This is a genomic window from Bittarella massiliensis (ex Durand et al. 2017), from assembly GCF_009876955.1.
GTDB lineage: Bacteria > Bacillota > Clostridia > Oscillospirales > Ruminococcaceae > Bittarella > Bittarella massiliensis.
Window position 1 is genome coordinate 59,116 of the sequence record NZ_WWVY01000009.1, and the last position, 16,072, is coordinate 75,187.

The 16,072-nt window shown below is 56.1% G+C and carries 19 protein-coding genes; 15 read left to right on the forward strand and 4 right to left on the reverse strand.

The features are described from left to right. Positions 1 to 6 precede the first annotated feature (6 nt). The 8 genes from GT748_RS10560 (at position 7) to GT748_RS10600 (ending at position 7,717) form a co-directional block, all read left to right on the forward strand. Positions 7 to 501 carry a UvrB/UvrC motif-containing protein gene (locus GT748_RS10560; protein ID WP_021658815.1) on the forward strand — a complete coding sequence of 165 codons (495 nt, stop codon included), beginning with the start codon at positions 7 to 9 and terminating at the stop codon, positions 499 to 501. Continuing rightward, positions 501 to 1,577, forward strand: coding sequence for an ATP--guanido phosphotransferase (locus GT748_RS10565; RefSeq protein WP_021658816.1), 1,077 nt, complete (start codon positions 501 to 503; stop codon positions 1,575 to 1,577). The genes GT748_RS10560 and GT748_RS10565 overlap by 1 nt, the downstream gene beginning before the upstream one ends. 65 nt (positions 1,578 to 1,642) lie before the next feature. After that, positions 1,643 to 4,078, forward strand: a complete 2,436-nt coding sequence (locus GT748_RS10570) for an ATP-dependent Clp protease ATP-binding subunit (protein ID WP_192926655.1) — start codon at positions 1,643 to 1,645, stop codon at positions 4,076 to 4,078. Between the two features lie 27 nt (positions 4,079 to 4,105). Further along, positions 4,106 to 4,495: a thioesterase family protein gene (locus GT748_RS10575; protein WP_021658819.1), complete on the forward strand. Its 390-nt coding sequence runs from the start codon at positions 4,106 to 4,108 to the stop codon at positions 4,493 to 4,495. A 174-nt stretch (positions 4,496 to 4,669) separates the two neighbouring features. Then, a complete protein-coding gene (locus GT748_RS10580) occupies positions 4,670 to 6,046 on the forward strand; it encodes an MATE family efflux transporter (protein WP_021658820.1) in 1,377 nt (458 codons plus the stop codon). 134 nt (positions 6,047 to 6,180) lie between these two features. After that, on the forward strand, positions 6,181 to 6,702 hold the full coding sequence (locus GT748_RS10585) for a GNAT family N-acetyltransferase (protein ID WP_021658821.1): 522 nt from the start codon (positions 6,181 to 6,183) through the stop codon (positions 6,700 to 6,702). 212 nt (positions 6,703 to 6,914) lie between these two features. Then, on the forward strand, positions 6,915 to 7,052 hold the full coding sequence (locus GT748_RS10590; protein WP_161213617.1) for a helix-turn-helix domain-containing protein: 138 nt from the start codon (positions 6,915 to 6,917) through the stop codon (positions 7,050 to 7,052). 239 nt (positions 7,053 to 7,291) lie between these two features. Continuing rightward, positions 7,292 to 7,717, forward strand: coding sequence for a hypothetical protein (locus GT748_RS10600; RefSeq protein ID WP_032548332.1), 426 nt, complete (start codon positions 7,292 to 7,294; stop codon positions 7,715 to 7,717). Here the strand turns inward: GT748_RS10600 and GT748_RS10605 are convergent. The 4 genes from GT748_RS10605 to mtnN all read right to left on the reverse strand — a co-directional run bounded on the left by GT748_RS10605 (position 7,666) and on the right by mtnN (position 10,797). Continuing rightward, on the reverse strand, positions 7,666 to 8,532 hold the full coding sequence (locus GT748_RS10605; protein WP_001255868.1) for an aminoglycoside 6-adenylyltransferase AadE: 867 nt from the start codon (positions 8,530 to 8,532) through the stop codon (positions 7,666 to 7,668). The two genes, GT748_RS10600 and GT748_RS10605, sit on opposite strands and share 52 nt — an antisense overlap. Before the next feature lie 173 nt (positions 8,533 to 8,705). Further along, positions 8,706 to 9,221 (reverse strand): hypothetical protein, encoded by a 516-nt coding sequence (locus GT748_RS10610; RefSeq protein WP_015573183.1) that lies wholly within the window; start codon positions 9,219 to 9,221, stop codon positions 8,706 to 8,708. A gap of 36 nt (positions 9,222 to 9,257) precedes the next feature. Further along, positions 9,258 to 10,058 (reverse strand): helix-turn-helix domain-containing protein, encoded by an 801-nt coding sequence (locus GT748_RS10615; RefSeq protein ID WP_008395979.1) that lies wholly within the window; start codon positions 10,056 to 10,058, stop codon positions 9,258 to 9,260. Positions 10,059 to 10,101: 43 nt separating this feature from the next. Continuing rightward, a complete protein-coding gene (gene mtnN / locus GT748_RS10620) occupies positions 10,102 to 10,797 on the reverse strand; it encodes a 5'-methylthioadenosine/S-adenosylhomocysteine nucleosidase (RefSeq protein ID WP_008395978.1) in 696 nt (231 codons plus the stop codon). Positions 10,798 to 11,278: 481 nt separating this feature from the next. Here mtnN and GT748_RS10625 point away from each other — a divergent pair, with 481 nt between their 5' ends. From GT748_RS10625 to GT748_RS10655, 7 genes are all read left to right on the forward strand, one after another. After that, positions 11,279 to 11,692: a cysteine-rich VLP domain-containing protein gene (locus GT748_RS10625; protein WP_044930679.1), complete on the forward strand. Its 414-nt coding sequence runs from the start codon at positions 11,279 to 11,281 to the stop codon at positions 11,690 to 11,692. Between the two features lie 111 nt (positions 11,693 to 11,803). After that, positions 11,804 to 12,199, forward strand: coding sequence for a replication initiator protein A (locus GT748_RS10630; protein ID WP_008395976.1), 396 nt, complete (start codon positions 11,804 to 11,806; stop codon positions 12,197 to 12,199). Positions 12,200 to 12,382: 183 nt separating this feature from the next. Then, positions 12,383 to 13,327, forward strand: coding sequence for a MobV family relaxase (mobV, locus tag GT748_RS10635; protein ID WP_161213525.1), 945 nt, complete (start codon positions 12,383 to 12,385; stop codon positions 13,325 to 13,327). Between the two features lie 72 nt (positions 13,328 to 13,399). Beyond that, complete coding sequence (locus GT748_RS10640; RefSeq protein WP_002334813.1) at positions 13,400 to 13,594, forward strand: hypothetical protein; 195 nt, start codon at positions 13,400 to 13,402, stop codon at positions 13,592 to 13,594. A 101-nt stretch (positions 13,595 to 13,695) separates the two neighbouring features. Continuing rightward, entirely contained in the window at positions 13,696 to 15,318 is a 1,623-nt protein-coding gene (locus GT748_RS10645) for a recombinase family protein (protein ID WP_435413791.1), read from the forward strand. A 91-nt stretch (positions 15,319 to 15,409) separates the two neighbouring features. After that, positions 15,410 to 15,727: a hypothetical protein gene (locus GT748_RS10650; protein ID WP_021658842.1), complete on the forward strand. Its 318-nt coding sequence runs from the start codon at positions 15,410 to 15,412 to the stop codon at positions 15,725 to 15,727. Further along, a complete protein-coding gene (locus GT748_RS10655) occupies positions 15,724 to 15,966 on the forward strand; it encodes a hypothetical protein (protein ID WP_021658843.1) in 243 nt (80 codons plus the stop codon). The genes GT748_RS10650 and GT748_RS10655 overlap by 4 nt, the downstream gene beginning before the upstream one ends. The last annotated feature ends 106 nt before the right edge of the window (positions 15,967 to 16,072 follow it).

Sequence of the window (16,072 nt, forward strand, 5' to 3'; positions counted from 1 at the left end):
AGCGATATGCTCTGTGACATCTGCAAGAAAAACCAGGCCCAGATCAGCTACCGCCAGGTGGCGGGCGGGCAGGAGACCATTTTGCACCTCTGCCCCAGCTGCATGGCCAACATGGGGCTTTTGGGCGGCGGCATCCTCGCCGGGGCCCTCTTCGGGGAGGGGCACACCCCCCAGGTGCAGCGGCGCTGCCCGGGCTGCGGCAGCACCTTTGAACAGATCGCCGAGAAGGGGAAGTTGGGCTGCGCCCAGTGCTACGACTTCTTCGGCGAGGACGTGGCGCGGATGGTGGGCAAGATCCACGGCAACCTGACCCACCAGGGAAAGATCCCCCACTCGGCCCACCTGGCCCCGCGGCAGGACCGGTCGGCCGAGCTGGCCGCCCTCCAGGAGGAGATGCAGGCGGCCGTCGAGAGCCAGAACTTTGAGCGGGCGGCCGTGCTGCGCGACCAGATCCGCGCCCTAGAACAGCCCGAGTGCGCGAGAGGGGAGGGGGAGCAGTGATGGGCGAGAAGTGGTACTTTCAGTCGGGCCCCGAGGGGGACGTGGTGATTTCCAGCCGCATCCGCCTGGCCCGCAACGTGGGCGATCTGCCCTTCCCCGATTTGATGAGCGCCCGGCAGCGGGCCGCCTTCATCCAGCGGGTGCAGGCGGCGGTGGAAAACGCCGCCTTTGGCGAGGGGCTGCAGCTTCGCTATGTGGACGTGGGCGCCCTTGACCAGAGCCACCGCATGGCCTTGGTCGAGCGCCATCTCATCAGTTTGGAGATGGCCAAGGCCGGGGGCGGCCTCCTCCTCTCGGACGACGAGACGGTCTCGGTGATGCTCTGCGAGGAGGACCACCTGCGCATCCAGATCATGGGGGCCGGCCTCTGCTGCGAAGGGTGCTGGCAGCTGGCCGACCGGCTCGACGACCTGCTGGACGAGGGGCTGCACTTCGCCTTTGACGAGCGGTGGGGCTACCTGACCCACTGCCCCACCAACCTGGGCACCGGGATGCGGGCCTCGGTGATGGTCCACCTGCCGGCGCTGGAGCGCTCGGGATACCTGCGCAGCCTGATTAACAGCGCCTACAAACTGGGCATAACTATTCGGGGCACCTACGGCGAGGGCACCTCGGCCGAGGGGAGCTTCTACCAGATCTCCAACCAGTTGAGCCTGGGCCTCTCGGAAAAGCAGGTGCGGGACAATCTGGCCGCGGTGGTGCGGCAGCTGGCCGCCGAGGAGCGCCGCCAGCGCGCCCAGTTCTGCGCCGAGGACCCCCTGGCCTTTGAAGACCAGGTCTACCGCGCCCTGGGGGTGCTGGAAAACGCCCGGCTCCTCTCCCACCGGGAGGTCATCGACTGCGTCTCCCAGCTGCGGCTGGGGATCGCCGGGCAGGTGGTGGAAAAGCTCGACTTCTTCACCGCCGCCCGCCTGCTGGGGGAGACCGGGGCCAACTCCATCGCCGCGGCCCACCCCGAGGCCCAGTCGGCCCGGGAGCGCGACCGCATCCGCGCCCAGATCGTGCGGGACATCCTGGGCCGGGAGCGGCGGGTCCGAGAGGACCGGTCCCCGGCAGAGGGCCGGGAAAACCAGTGACAGAGGGCGGCAGAGGCCGCCGAGAGCGCCCGCCCACAGGGCGGGGATAGAGGAGGGATGAAATGATGTACTCATTTCGCGGATTCACCGAAAAGGCCAACACGGCCTTGAACATGGCCATCGAGACGGCCCAGAACCTGGGCCACACCTATATCGGCAGCGAACACATCCTGGCCGGGCTCATCAAAGAGGGCTCCGGGGTGGCGGGGCAGGTGCTCTCCGAGAGCGAGATCACCTACACCGACTTGGAGCAAAAAATCGTGGAGATGGTGGGGCGGGGCATCCACTCCAGCGTCACCCCAAATGACTTCACCCCCCGGGTGAAGCGGATCTTGGAGCTGTCTATCCTTCAGGCCCGCAAGATGGGCCACAACTATGTGGGCACCGAACACCTGCTGCTGGCCCTGCTGAGCGAGCGGGACTCGGTGGCGGTGCGACTGCTGGAGCAGTGCGGGGTGGACATCGACCGCCTCTACGGAGAGTGCGCCGAGTCGGTATCGGCCGACGGCGGCGAGGCGGTGGAACCCGGCGCCCCCAAGGGGGGGAAGGGGAGCACCGCCACCCTGGACAAATACGGCAAGGACCTGACCAAGGCCGCCCGCGACGGGCTGCTGGACCCGGTCATCGGCCGGGACCGGGAGATCGAGCGGGTGACCCAGATCCTCTCCCGGCGCACCAAGAACAACCCCTGCCTCATCGGCGAGCCGGGGGTGGGCAAGACCGCCCTGGCCGAGGGGCTGGCCCAGAAGATCGCCGCCGGGGAGGTGCCCGAGATCCTCAAGGGCAAGCGGGTCATCACCCTGGATCTGACCGGGATGCTGGCGGGCACCAAGTACCGGGGCGACTTTGAGGAGCGGCTGAAAAACGCCATTGCCGAGCTCACCGCCTCCAAAAACGTCATCCTCTTCATCGACGAGCTGCACACCATCATGGGCGCCGGCGCGGCCGAGGGGGCGGTGGACGCCGCCAACATCCTGAAGCCCGCCCTCTCCCGGGGGGAGATCCAGGTCATCGGCGCCACCACCCTGGACGAGTACCGCAAGTACATTGAAAAGGACGCCGCCCTGGAGCGCCGGTTCCAGCCGGTGACGGTGGAGGAGCCCTCGAAGGAGGACTCGGTGGAGATCCTCAAGGGGCTGCGGGACAAGTACGAGGCCCACCACAAGGTCAAGATCACCGACGAGGCCATCGAGGCGGCGGTGGAGCTCTCCACCCGCTACATCAGCGACCGCTACCTGCCCGACAAGGCCATCGACTTGATCGACGAGGCCTGTTCCCGGGTGCGGCTGAAAAACTACACCGCCCCCCAGGACGTGCGGGAGCTGGAAGAGCAGTTGGGCCAGCTGGCAGCTGAGAAGGAGTCGGCGGTCAACGCCCAGGACTTCGAGCGGGCAGCCGCCCTGCGTGACCAGGAAAAGACCCTCAAGGAGAAGCTGGACGCCCAGAAAAAAAAGTGGGAGGAGGGCAACACCCACAAGTCCGACGAGGTGGGCCCCGAGGAGATCGCCCAGGTGGTCTCCCTCTGGACCAAGGTGCCGGTGAGCCAGCTGACCAAGCAGGAGAGCGAGCGCCTGCTGGACATGGAAAACATCCTCAAGCGGCGGGTCATCGGCCAGGACGAGGCGGTCACCGCCATCGCCAAGGCCATCCGCCGGGGGCGGGCCGGGCTCAAAGACCCCCGCCGCCCCATCGGCTCCTTCATCTTTTTGGGGCCCACCGGCGTGGGCAAGACCGAGCTCACCAAGGCCCTGGCCGAGGCCCTCTTCGGCGACGACACCGCCATGATCCGGCTGGACATGTCCGAGTACATGGAGAAGCACACCGTCTCCAAGCTCATCGGCTCGCCCCCGGGGTATGTGGGCTATGACGAGGGCGGCCAGCTCACCGAGAAGGTGCGCCGCAACCCTTACAGCGTGGTCCTCTTTGACGAGATCGAAAAGGCCCACCCCGACGTCTTCAACATGCTGCTGCAGATCATGGACGAGGGCACCCTCACCGACAGCCAGGGCCGCAAGGTCAACTTCCGCAACTGTGTGATCATCATGACCTCCAACGTGGGGGCCCGGCTCATCACCGAAAAGCGCCAGAGCCTGGGCTTTTCCGGGGTGGCCGACAGCCTGGAACAGGACGTCAAAGCCCGGGTGATGGAGCAGCTCAAAGAAACCTTCCGCCCCGAGTTTTTGAACCGGGTGGACGACATCATCGTCTTCTCCAAACTCACCCAGGAAAACATCGAGCAGATCGCCGGCAACATGCTGGGCGAACTGGCCGGGCGGCTGAAAAACGTAGGGGTGCAGATGGACTGGACCGAGGCGGCGGTCAAACAGCTTGCCTCGGTGGGCTTTGACCCGGTCTACGGGGCCCGCCCCCTGCGCCGGGCCATCGTCTCCCACGTGGAGGATATGCTCTCGGAGGAGCTGTTGGCCGGAAAACTGCAAAAAAATGACGCCATTACCCTTGACTATGGCGACCAGTTCTTCTATACTAAACACGATTCGTAAAATATCGGACGATCGAGGGGGAGCCCAATGGAGCAGGAAAACCGCAGCTACACCGCCACCGAAGAGGTGACGCCTGAAAAGACCGCCAAAGCCGTGGGCAGCGGCGAATTGGAGGTGTACGCCACCCCCGCCATGCTGGCCTTGATGGAGCAGGCGGCCGCCGCCTGCCTGGCCCCTCTGTTAAAAGAGGGCGAGACCTCGGTGGGGGCCCAGATCGGCTCGACCCACCTCTCCCCCAGTCCGCTGGGGGCCACCGTCCGGGCCACGGCCACCCTGCTGTCCTTTGACGGGCGCACCGCCCGCTTCGCCGTCACTGCCGAGGACGACTTTGGCAAGATCGGCGAGGGGGAGCACACCCGCGCCGTGGTGGGGGCCCAGCGCTTCCTCCAGCGAATGCGGGAGAAAAAGCCCCTTTAAGGGGTTCTCAAAAATAGCCGCAGGGCCCCTTGTCAGGGCCTTCACCGGCGCCAAGAACCAACCGAATTGGGTGCGGCGAGCCATCGCCGTGCCCCTTTTTGGGGGTATATAGTATAACTTTGGACTAATTTTTCCGGGGCCATCCGCCGCCGGTTTTGACAGAGGAGGATTTGTTTGAAACAGTACGATTTGACCAGGGGAAGTGTGAAGGGGCACTTCATCCGCTACTTTGTGCCGACGCTGCTGAGCAACTTTTCCGTCTCGGCCTTTGCCTTTGTCGACATGTTCTATGTGGGCAAAGGGGTGGGGGCCGACGGGCTGGCGGTGCTGAGTTTGGCGCTGCCCTTTGTCATTGTGGGCGGGGTCATCTCCCTGCTGCTGGGCATCGGCGGCTGCACCATCCTGGGCATCGAGACCGGGCGGCGAAACGAGCGGGCGGGGACCGAGCTCTTCTCCCTCTGCGTGAGCTTGGGGGCGATCGCCGGGGTGCTCATCACCGCCGTGGTCATGCTCTTTTTGGACCCCATCGCCCGCTTTTCCGGCGCCAGTGAGGAGCTGCTGCCCATGGTCAAGGACTACCTGCTCCCCCTCACCGCCACCCAGGTGCTCTACATCCTCAACCAGATCATCGGCTTCTTTGTGCGGGTGGACGGGGCACCCAACCTGGTGATGGGGGCGACCATCGCCTCCAACAGCTTCAACATCATCTTCGACTATGTCTTCATCTTCCCCATGGGGATGGGGGTCTTCGGCGCCTCTCTGGCCACCGGTCTGGCCCCGGCAGTGGGCATCGCCGTCAACCTGCTCCACTTCCGCAAGGGGCATCCCCACACCATCGCCTTCCGCCCCTCCAAAGCCATGTTCTCCTGGCTGGGGCGGGTGGCCAAAAACGGCTTTGGCTCCTGCGTGTCCGAACTGGCCTCGGCCTTCACCATCTTCTGCTTCAACAACGCCATGCTGCGGCTGGGGGGCGACCTGGCGGTCTCTGCCTACTCGGTGGTCTCCAACCTCTCCTTCGTGGTCTTTTCCATGTGCAACTCCATCGGCCTCTCGGCCCAGCCCCTGGTGGGTGTCAACTACGGCGCCGGCAAGCGGGAGCGGGTCAAGCGCTCCCTCGTCACCGCCTATGCGGTGGCGGTGGGCTTTGGACTGTTCCTCTTCGCCCTCTTCCAGCTCTTCCCCAGCCAGGTGATCGGGGTCTTTGCCAAGGCGGGGGAGGACGCCCTCATCGCCATCGGCACCCACGGGCTGCGGCTGTACAGCTTTGCCTTCCTGACCATGGCCTGCAACCTGACCACCATCGCCATCTTTCAGGGGCTCGAGTGCTCCCGCAGCGCCAACCTCCTCTCCATCTGCAAGGGGGTCGTCTTCATGCTGCTGGGCCTCTGGACCCTCTCGAGCCTGCTGGGGGTCGACGGGGTCTGGCTGACCACCCCCTCTTCCGAACTGCTGACCTTCCTGCTGTGCATCGGCCTGCTCATCTACAACCTGCGCAGCCGGCTGGCGGCCCTCCCCGAGGAGTCGGCAGAGCCGGTGGTGCAGGGGCAGTGACCCGTTTTCCACCTGACAAAAAGCGCCCTGGACGGGACCCCGTCCGGGGCGCTTTTTTGCGTGTTGCGGGAGGGGGGCACATCCCGTATAATAAAAGGACAAACAGAGAAAGAGAAGAGGGAGGAGTGCAAGAGATGACATTTCGCAAGACAGAGGCCGCCGACCTGGACGGGGTGATGGAGATCGTCCGCCAGGCGCAGGCCTCCTTAAAGGCGCGGGGGATCGACCAGTGGCAAAACGGCTACCCCGACCGCCCCGCCATCGAGGCGGACATCGCCCGGGGCTGGTCCTATGTGCTGGCCGACGGGGAGCGGGTGCTGGGCACCACCGCCATCTCCTTTGCGGGGGAGCCCACCTACGACACCATCTCCCAGGGGAGTTGGCGGGGCGAGGGCCCCTACGCGGTGATGCACCGGGTCGCGGTGCGGGAGGATTGCAAGGGCCAGGGGCTGGCCGGCCGGCTGGTGTCGGCGGCGGCCGACCTCTGCAGGGCGCAGGGGGTGGGGCAGATCCGCATCGACACCCACCGGCAAAACGCCTCGATGCAGCGGATGCTCGAAAAAAATGGCTTTGCCTACTGCGGGATCATCTACCTGCAAGACGGCGCCGAGGCGGGGGCCGAGCGCCTCTGCTTTGACAAGCTGCTGGAGGTGTGATACAACCAGCAGTAGAGAGATGGACGCCGGTTGAGGGAAAACCGGCAAAATCCAACTCACGGTTGTGAAAAACCGGGGAAAAGCGGGCAAAATGCAACCAGCGCTCTCCCTTCGCTCAACGGCAAGTCCCTTCCGACGGGGGGCCATTTCCGGCATACTGGTACCAGGCCCCAAAGGGAGCCGCCTACATCACCGAAAGGGAGAAATGAAAAATGGAAGAGAATCAGATCGGCAGACAGATCGCGGAAAACCGGCGGGCCAAGGGGCTCACCCAGGAACAGCTGGCGGAGGAGTTTGGGGTTTCGCCCCAGGCGGTCTCCAAGTGGGAGAACGGGGGTTCACTTAGATAAAGATACCACACCAATCCCACGCTGACTTTTGCTCAACCAATACAGCCGGAGGGCTGGATAACAAGAAAAGGCGGTATGCGCCCCGTGGAGGGGTAGCATATCGCCTTTTCTTGTGGGGGTTTCCAAAGGGGGCAACGCCCCCATTTGGCACACGACTTTGCGAAGCAAAGTGTAGTGTGTTATACGCTCTGTCGGCGTTGTCGTGAAAATGCCGTTGCCGCCGGGGAGGGCAAGGGCATTTGAAGCGGCAAGATTTGAAGCGGCAAGAAAACAGGGCTGTGCTTGCGTGGCGTGGAGCCGCAAGCGCAGGTCTGGTTTCATCAGCAGACAGGGCGTATATGAAAGCCCCCGTCCCTCGTCCTACGCTCCGACTTGTGGACAAAGTGTCCCGAAGTTGTGGCCACACTCCCGGAAAAGTAGCAGGACAGCGGGCAACCGTCAAGGCTGAAATGAACGGGGTTACACCCGGCCTTGACCGCCGCCCGCCGCCCCGCTGGATGGGTGGACAAGGCGGCCAATCCCTCAAAGTGCTTGGCCGCGCTCTTTCTGATTTTGAGGTATTCAGTTTTTCAAAATTGAATAATCAAAATAAATTTTTTCGATTGAAAAAATTTTATTTGTTATCATCTTCAATGCCATATTTTTTCTTTTGCCGAATCACATAATTACTGATTTTTTCATCATATAGTGGATACTGGTAATCCAACTGGCATGCCACTTCTGACGAAACCTCCCGGAACAATGCCATACATTGTTCAAAGGATTCCCACATATGGGGATAGGAATCCATATTATAAGTAGACATAAGTCGTTCCCACAATTCCTCTGGGACATATTGCTTCATAAATTTATAGTTTTTTCCCAAACTGAAATGAAATCCCTGTTTGATACCAATCAGCCAGGAAATCATGCGAAGCAATTCTTTTCGTACTATATCATTCATATGGTCAATAGCAAAAAGAATTTCTTTGCGGCATAAGCCCTTTACTACATATGTTGTAGTATTCCAAAATTCATTACAGCAATCGTCAAACATTCTTTGAGTAGGCTTCTGCAAGTGGTAGTCTATATCCGTTGGTATTGGCGGCTTTACGATACGGTTGTCTTTATCCAACAGTAACTTTACCAGTTTATCCCATGTAAAATACTCGTCTATCAGTTCCAGCGGCAGCAAAGTTAAATCTATCTTAACATCATCAGTAAACAGCATTAAATATGAAAATCCCTTTTCTACAGCTGGAAATAATTCCATATCTTCCGGCTTTTGCAGAATCAACCTTTCACCAAATATATCTAGCCATTTATCATCACTTGTGAAGCTGTCCATATCCGTAACAAAAAAAGTAATATCAAAATCCTGAAAATCATCAGGCGGAATATTTGTATTTGTTCTAGATCCTTCCAAAGTAACCATGCGAATGCGTTTGTCTGTTTTTGCAAAATTCAAAACAATATCATAAACTTCCTTTTCTGATCTCATTTTTATCTCCTCCAATTATTGAAATAGGTGTGAAGCCATTTTAGGGCTTTCCCGCCTTGATTACCCTTTAGCAAAGACGGGCGGGACTGTCAACGGCGGCGCATGAAATGCGCCGTTCATCTTGACCGTTGACTGGCTCGGCTGGCTTTGCTATTTTCTCGATGAAAAACAATTTATTCGTATTTATTTCCATCATTGTCATAGTAAGCCACATGAATGGAATACTCTTTTTCTGGGTTTTTAATTGAGATAATATCCATATCATCTGTGTTGTATCTCAATGTATCTTGCACTTGTCCATTTATTGTATAAGTGATTTCAGCATACTCTGTTTTAGCACCATTAAACCAAATTAAATCATACCATTCTCCGTTTATTGCAACGCCACCGACAATAATCTCATCACTATTTCGGTTTGTTGATGTACTAAATTTGTAGTCTCCATTTCCTGTTGGTTCAAAGATAGCAAGTGTAGATTTATTATCTGTACTGTATGCTCCACTCACGATATAACCGCCAAGTTCCAGTTCTTTTGCGATAGTCCATTCATTCCCTTTTGAAATTGCGGTGTTCAATATGCTTTCTCTGCTGGTAATGGTATCTCCTTTGGGAGTTAAACTAAAGAAATATAAAAAAGCGGCAGCAACGCAAATAACAGTCGCTGAAATTATCAGTAACCACTTTTTCATAACCAATACCTCCATATAATCTGATTTATTATTCTCTTACTTGCGTCCCCGCTGCGGCTTTGGATTTTTCAGCAAATCCGATTTCTGTGCAATCTTTTTCAACCACTTCTTTTCTTCCTCTGACAGTTTCCCATAGTTCAGCTTGAGCCGCTTACAGATAAATGCCATAGCCGCCTGCTCCGGGTCGCTGTCCTCTCTGGTGGTTTCCTCTGCGGTCTGCAAAAAATCTTCCAGAGGATTGTCCTCCGGGACGCTGAAAAAATCGTCCTTGTGGGCTTCCCGCAGGTCGAAGGCTATCTTGTTTATGTCCTGCTGTATCACATAGCGGCAAAAGCTGTCATCGTCAATATGGGCGGCGATAAGCTGTCGCAGCTGTGGGTCAGTCAAGCCGGGATTGTGTTGTTTCATAATCGTTGCACTCACAGCGTCCACAATGGCGTTTGCGCTCTGCACCTGCTTTCCCGCTACGCCGTTCACATAGATTTCAAGGTCGGCCATGAGCCGGGGAAAATCCGGGTGGGTCGCCAGTTCACACAAGAGGGAATTGTCCACCCGCCCGCTTTTCAATAGTTCAATCATATCGTCGCTCAAACGCAGGTCTGCAAGATCGGCGTTTGGGTGATTTTTTGTTTGGGAACGGCCCAGCAGATAATCAACAGTCACTTCGTAAAACTTTGCTAACTCAATAAGGGCATAGTGGCTGATGTCCTTATACTCGTCCGCTTCATAGCTGCCAAGCGCAGATTTGGAGAGGTGCGTCTGTTCCGCAAGCTGTTCCAGCGTCAAGCCACGCTCCACACGCAGGTCTTTTAGTCGTTCTTGAATAGTTAGGGCCATACTCTCCCCCCCTCTGTCCTCTGTTCTAAAATATCATCCAATCTTACCACGACTTTTTGATTTCTCTTAATAAAGCAACCGTAATATCTTTGGCAATACTTGATGCTTTTGCACAGTTTCCGTCAAAATTATCAACTCCGCTGTGTTTTTCAGTATCGGTCACACACCGAATGGCGATAAACGGTATGTCATTTGCATAGCAGACATGAGCGATACTGGCAGTTTCCATGTCAACCGTCAAGGGAGCAAATTCATCGTTTATTTTTTGCCGGCTCTCATCGGTTATAAACGATTCTCCCGTTACCATACGGCCCCAAACTACCTTTCCAGAAGTTGAAAGCTTGTCAACAGCAGACTTTGACATATCTATCAGCTTTGGGTCTGCCACAAAAAACACAGAATTCATCCACGGATGAAATTCCGTTAAAATGTCTGGCGCTACATCGTGGTAACAAACTTCTGTGGAGATAACTGTATCGAATATTTCAAGTTCTGGCTCCATACCGCCCGCTGTCCCTGAATTGATAATTATATCCACGCAAAATACATCTATCAAAAGCTGAGCGGCTATGGCGGCATTTACTTTGCACACGCCGGAAAACAGGGCGACAACTTCTACACTATCAATCTGTCCAGCATGGAATTTCAGCATAGCTTTTTCCGTTATCTTACAGTTGCTTATCAAGGGCAAAAATGGGGCGAGTTCTTCGTCACCCGCACATAAAATTCCGATTTTCATAGATTATTGTCCTCCTATGGCTTGAAAGCCAATTTTTATGTTTATTTTACCATAATTCCGAGAGCACGGAAATAGCCTGTTTTTTAAGCCGATTTCCTACCTTTCGGATATACGGGACGGGCGGTCATTTAGGTGTAGACTTAGGGTAGTTCATCGATGGACAGCACCTTGAAAACAGAATGACCGTCCAAAAAGGAATACCCCGGCTGGGGAAGCACTGCAAGGAGCCAGCTTCTGGACACTTTGTCCAGAGGTCACTTCGGGACAAGTTGTCCCGAAGTTGCGGGGAGCGTGCCTCGTCGCCGCAAGCTGCGTATCATTCGCTTCCGCCAGAGGGCGAAAGCTCACTCGCTCCGCTGCGGCTCCTCTCCCCACAAAGTCTGACGACTTTGCGGGGGCCCCTGTTGGGAACACGCCGCAGGCATGGGGCAAGAAACCTTTTCGGGGAGAACGGCAACGGAAAGCAAAATGGAGGGAACGCATGAGAGATAACCCCTATAAAGACTTGCCGCCGCTGGAACGCAGGCCGGACGGTTCCCTTTACCGCATGACACCGGCGCAAAGGAAACAGGCGGCCAGCCTGATACGCCAGGAGTGCTGTTGCTGTGAGGACGGCAACTGCATTGTCCTTGATGATGGGGACACCTGCACCTGCCCGCAGACAGTTTCTTTCTCGGTCTGCTGTAAGTGGTTCCGCTGGGCGGTCTTGCCGCTGGACGGGACGCTGGAAGCGGAGATTTTCCGGGATAAGGACTTGAAACGCTGTGTGGTCTGCGGCGGTGTGTTCGTCCCCAAATCCAACCGGGCAAAATACTGCCCCGGCTGTGCCGCCAGAGTTCACAGGCGGCAGAAAACAGAAAGTGAACGGAAAAGGAGGTCTGCTGTGGACAGTTAGGAGCGAAAAAAGCCTTGATTTATTAGGCTCCGCAAGCCCCAAACCGGGGCAGGTGGTATAAAGTATCGCCCGCCCCGGAAAACGGGCTTCTAACCGTCCACAAAACACGATATGACAAACACGATTTACATTCATCAGCCGGAAAAGGCGTTCAGCTTCACCCGGCTCCCGAATTTTCTCTTTGAAGCCCCCACATTCAAGCCCCTGTCTAACGAGGCAAAGGTTCTGTACACCTTTATCCTGCGCCGGACAGAGTTATCCCGCAAGAATGGGTGGGCGGATGACTGCGGACGGATTTTCCTGTATTACCCTATCTGCGAAGTGGTTGACCTGCTCCACTGTGGGCGGCAGAAAGCGGTGAACACCCTGCGGGAACTGCAATACGCCGGACTGGTGGAGATCCAGAAGCAGGGCTGTGGAAAACCCAACCGCATTTTTCCAAAATCCTATGAAGCGGTTCCAAACACCGACTTCAAGAAATCCCGTTCTGGTACGCCGGAGGACTGAAAACCGTACCCTTGAAGTACGGAAACCGCCCCCCTAAAGTACGAAAACCGGACGGTATATAGAAATACAAAGATTAAAATGATTTATTTATATCCATTCCATTCCTATCGTATCAGAGATAATTCTGGCAGGATTTTCCCTGTGGAAAACCCAGGATAGGAAAGGAATGGGGAAAGGAGCAGAATGGCACAACACGCAATTTTGCGGTTTGAGAAGCACAAGGGCAACCCGGCAAGGCCGCTGGAAGCCCATCACGAAAGGCAGAAAGAACAATACGCCAGTAACCCCGACATTGACACAAGCCGGAGCAAATACAATTTCCATATCGTCAAGCCGGAGGGACGCTATTACCACTTCATTCAGAGCCGTATCGAGCAGGCCGGATGCCGAACCCGCAAGGACAGCACATGGTTTGTCGATACGCTGATAACCGCCAGCCCGGAGTTTTTCAAGGGGAAATCTCCAAAGGAGATACAGGCGTTCTTCCAAAGGGCGGCAGATTTCCTCATTGGCCGGGTAGGACGGGAAAATATCGTGTCGGCGGTGGTACACATGGACGAGAAAACGCCCCACCTGCATTTGACCTTTGTTCCGCTGACAAAGGACAACCGCCTGTGTGCAAAGGAGATTATCGGCAACCGGGCAAACCTGACGAAGTGGCAGGACGATTTTCACGCCTATATGGTGGTGAAATATCCCGACTTGGAGCGTGGGGAGAGTGCCAGCAAGACAGGCCGGAAGCATATCCCCACCCGGCTTTTCAAACAGGCGGTTTCCCTCTCCAAACAGGCCAGAGCCATTGAAGCCGCCCTTGACGGCATTAACCCGCTGAACGCCGGAAAGAAAAAAGAGGAAGCCCTCTTCATGCTGAAAAAGTGGTTCCCGCAGATGGAGAACTTCTCCGGGCAGTTGAAAAAGTACAAGGTCACAATCAATGACCTGCTGGAAGAAAACAAAAAGCTGGAAGCAAGGGCAAAGGCCAGTGAGCAAGGCAAGATGAAAGACCGCATGGAACGGGCAACGCTGGAAAGCGAATTACACAATCTCCGCAATTTCGTTGACCGTATCCCGCCGGAAGTGCTGGCGCAGGTGAAACGGCAACAGCGGCACACAGTAAAGGAAAGGTGATAGATATAAGCAGAAATTTTCGCCGCCCCTGTGCGGCATTGTACCTTGAAAACTGAATATGGAGGACACTGGATGGCAAAAAGCGAAAGCGATATTTTTACGCCCCGGACAGGGCAGGTCATACAAGCAGAGAACGGCACGCAGTATTTTGTATGTGGGAACAACCGTATAAAAATCTCCGAACACTTCGCCGCAGGCGGGAAGCCCCTCGGTGATCTGATTGTAGATGTGGTGCGGCATACCGCAGAAAAAGCCGCTTCAACCTGATAGCCCATCATTGATAACACGCCCACGCTTATGATATAATTGCCATAGAGCAAAAGTATTGTAAGCGTGGGTTGTTTCTTTAAGAAGGAGGATTTTTAACGGTGAAACAACCTTACAATACTACGATTTACAACACGGCGCTTTATATGAGATTGAGCCGGGACGATGAAAACTATGGTGACAGCGTAAGCATTGAAACACAGCGGACAATCCTGCAACAGTACGCAAAGGAACAGGGACTTCATGTAGTCGGTGAGTATGTGGACGATGGCTGGTCGGGGACGAACTTTGAACGCCCGGATTTTCAGCGCATGATGGACGATGTGGAAGCCGGAAAAGTAAACTGCATTGTCACGAAAGACCTTTCCCGTTTCGGGCGGGAACATGTGATGATGGACTACTATCTGGAATTTCTGTTCCCGGAAAAACGGGTGCGCTACATCGCCGTTGCGGAGAATGAGGACACAGAGAAAGGGCTTTCCGATTTTGTCCCGTTCAAAAACCTGTTCAATGAATGGTTTGCGAAAGATACAAGCCGCAAGGTAAAGGCCGCTTTCAAAGCAAAGTTTGCCACAGGACAGCGTATCGGCGCTTATGCTCCCATCGGGTACAGGAAACACCCGGAAATCAAAAACAAGCTGATAATCGACGAGGAAACCCGCTGGATAGTGGAGAAGATTTTTGACCTCGCCATTCATGGCAGAGGGGCGGCCAGTATCACAAGAATACTGATTGCGGAAAAGGTTCCCACGCCGGGATTTATCAACTTCCAGCGTGACGGGACTTTCGCAAACATCTATGCGGGTGCGCCAGAGGAAAAAAGCTACGCATGGACGATAGCGCAGGTCAAGAGCATTATGAAAGACGAAACCTATATCGGCCATACCATCCACTACCGGGAAACAAACATTTCCTTTAAGAACAAGCGGAGGATACGCAAGCCCCAAAGTGAATGGGTGCGGGTGGAGAACACGCAGGAGCCGATTATCAGCGAACAGGTTTTCCGGCAGGTACAGGAGCAGATAGCAAACCGCCGCAGAAAATGCAAGGACGGTACAACACAGATTTTTTCCGGATTGGTAAAATGTTCGGATTGCGGCTGGTCGTTGTCCTATGGGGAGAACAGGCAGAACAGCAAGCCTTACGGCCATTATCATTGTAGCAAGTACGGACAGGGCACACGCCAATGCTCCATGCATTATATCCGCTATGATGTGCTTTACGCCTATGTCCTCTCCCGTCTGCAATACTGGTCGGGGCTGGTACAGCATGATGAAGAACGGCTTTTGAAGCGGCTGTTAAATGCCAATGACAAGGGACAGGCCGCCGCAAGAAAGAAGCAAGCCGCAGAGTTGAACAAAGCGGAGAAGCGGAAAGCCGAAGTCGATACCCTGTTTGCCCGGATGTATGAGGACTGGGCGGCGGGGCGTATCACAGAATACAACTTCTCTATGCTGTCCGGGAAGTACCAGAGCGAACAGGCTGAACTGGACACAAAGATTGAACAGCTTCAATCCGCTATCGCCACTGAAAGCCAGAACGCCGCAGACGCAGAAAAATGGATTGCCTTGATGAAAGAGTGCGTCAATCCAACAGAACTGACCGCCGAACTTTTGAATACGCTGATTGAAAAAATCGTTGTCCATGAAGCGGTCAAAGGTGAGGACGGAAGCCGGGAACAGGAGGTAGAAATCTTCTACCGCTTTATCGGCAAAATTGATTAAATGACACCAATATTTTTAACTATGTGATACCGGCGCCTCCTGTCCCGACATCCTCATCCTCCCCCAACTCGCCGACTTCTTCGGCATCACCGTGGACGAACTGCTACGGGGCCCCCGGGGGGAAGAGGTGCGGCTGCTGCCGCCGGAGGAGCGGAAGAACGCGGACGAGATGCTCATCAAGATCATCGTCGACAGCGACGAGGGGGATCGGGTGCGGATCAAGCTGCCCCTCTCGCTGGTGCGCATCGGCCTGCAAATCGGACTGCAGATCCCCCAGGTGGGGGAGAACCCCGCCCTCAAGGACCTGGACTTCGACAAGATCTTTGATTTGGTGGAGCAGGGGGTCATCGGCCGCCTGGTAGAGGTCGACACCGCCAAGGGCGAACACGTGGAGATCGTGGTGGAATGAATATTCGCATCCGGGAGGGGGGCGTTCGCCTTCGCCTCCCCATCCCCAACCGCTTGGCCTTCAGCGGGCTCTCGGCCAGGGTTTTCGCCCGCGCGGCAAAAGACCGGGGCATCGAGCTGACGGCCGCGCAGATCCTGACCCTCTTTCAGGCCATCCGCCGCTACCGCAAAGCCCATCCGGGCTTCACCTTGGTGGAGGTGCGCACCAAAGACGGCGGCGTGGTGGAAATCAAACTGTGAAAAAGCCCTTGTGGGGCCGATGGTCAAAGGACCGCCGGCCCCCTTTTTCTGCCGGGGCGGGAGGGGAAAAGCGCGCCCCTTTGCCCTACACTCCAAAAGCGATGAA

Coding starts and splice junctions, on each gene's coding strand:
- GT748_RS10560 (WP_021658815.1), top strand. CDS start 7: ATGCTCTGTGACATCTGCAAGAAAAACCAGGCCCAGATCAGCTACCGC.
- GT748_RS10565 (WP_021658816.1), top strand. CDS start 501: ATGGGCGAGAAGTGGTACTTTCAGTCGGGCCCCGAGGGGGACGTGGTG.
- GT748_RS10570 (WP_192926655.1), top strand. CDS start 1,643: ATGTACTCATTTCGCGGATTCACCGAAAAGGCCAACACGGCCTTGAAC.
- GT748_RS10575 (WP_021658819.1), top strand. CDS start 4,106: ATGGAGCAGGAAAACCGCAGCTACACCGCCACCGAAGAGGTGACGCCT.
- GT748_RS10585 (WP_021658821.1), top strand. CDS start 6,181: ATGACATTTCGCAAGACAGAGGCCGCCGACCTGGACGGGGTGATGGAG.
- GT748_RS10590 (WP_161213617.1), top strand. CDS start 6,915: ATGGAAGAGAATCAGATCGGCAGACAGATCGCGGAAAACCGGCGGGCC.
- GT748_RS10605 (WP_001255868.1), bottom strand. CDS start 8,532: ATGAGATCAGAAAAGGAAGTTTATGATATTGTTTTGAATTTTGCAAAA.
- GT748_RS10610 (WP_015573183.1), bottom strand. CDS start 9,221: ATGAAAAAGTGGTTACTGATAATTTCAGCGACTGTTATTTGCGTTGCT.
- GT748_RS10615 (WP_008395979.1), bottom strand. CDS start 10,058: ATGGCCCTAACTATTCAAGAACGACTAAAAGACCTGCGTGTGGAGCGT.
- mtnN (WP_008395978.1), bottom strand. CDS start 10,797: ATGAAAATCGGAATTTTATGTGCGGGTGACGAAGAACTCGCCCCATTT.
- GT748_RS10625 (WP_044930679.1), top strand. CDS start 11,279: ATGAGAGATAACCCCTATAAAGACTTGCCGCCGCTGGAACGCAGGCCG.
- GT748_RS10630 (WP_008395976.1), top strand. CDS start 11,804: ATGACAAACACGATTTACATTCATCAGCCGGAAAAGGCGTTCAGCTTC.
- mobV (WP_161213525.1), top strand. CDS start 12,383: ATGGCACAACACGCAATTTTGCGGTTTGAGAAGCACAAGGGCAACCCG.
- GT748_RS10640 (WP_002334813.1), top strand. CDS start 13,400: ATGGCAAAAAGCGAAAGCGATATTTTTACGCCCCGGACAGGGCAGGTC.
- GT748_RS10655 (WP_021658843.1), top strand. CDS start 15,724: ATGAATATTCGCATCCGGGAGGGGGGCGTTCGCCTTCGCCTCCCCATC.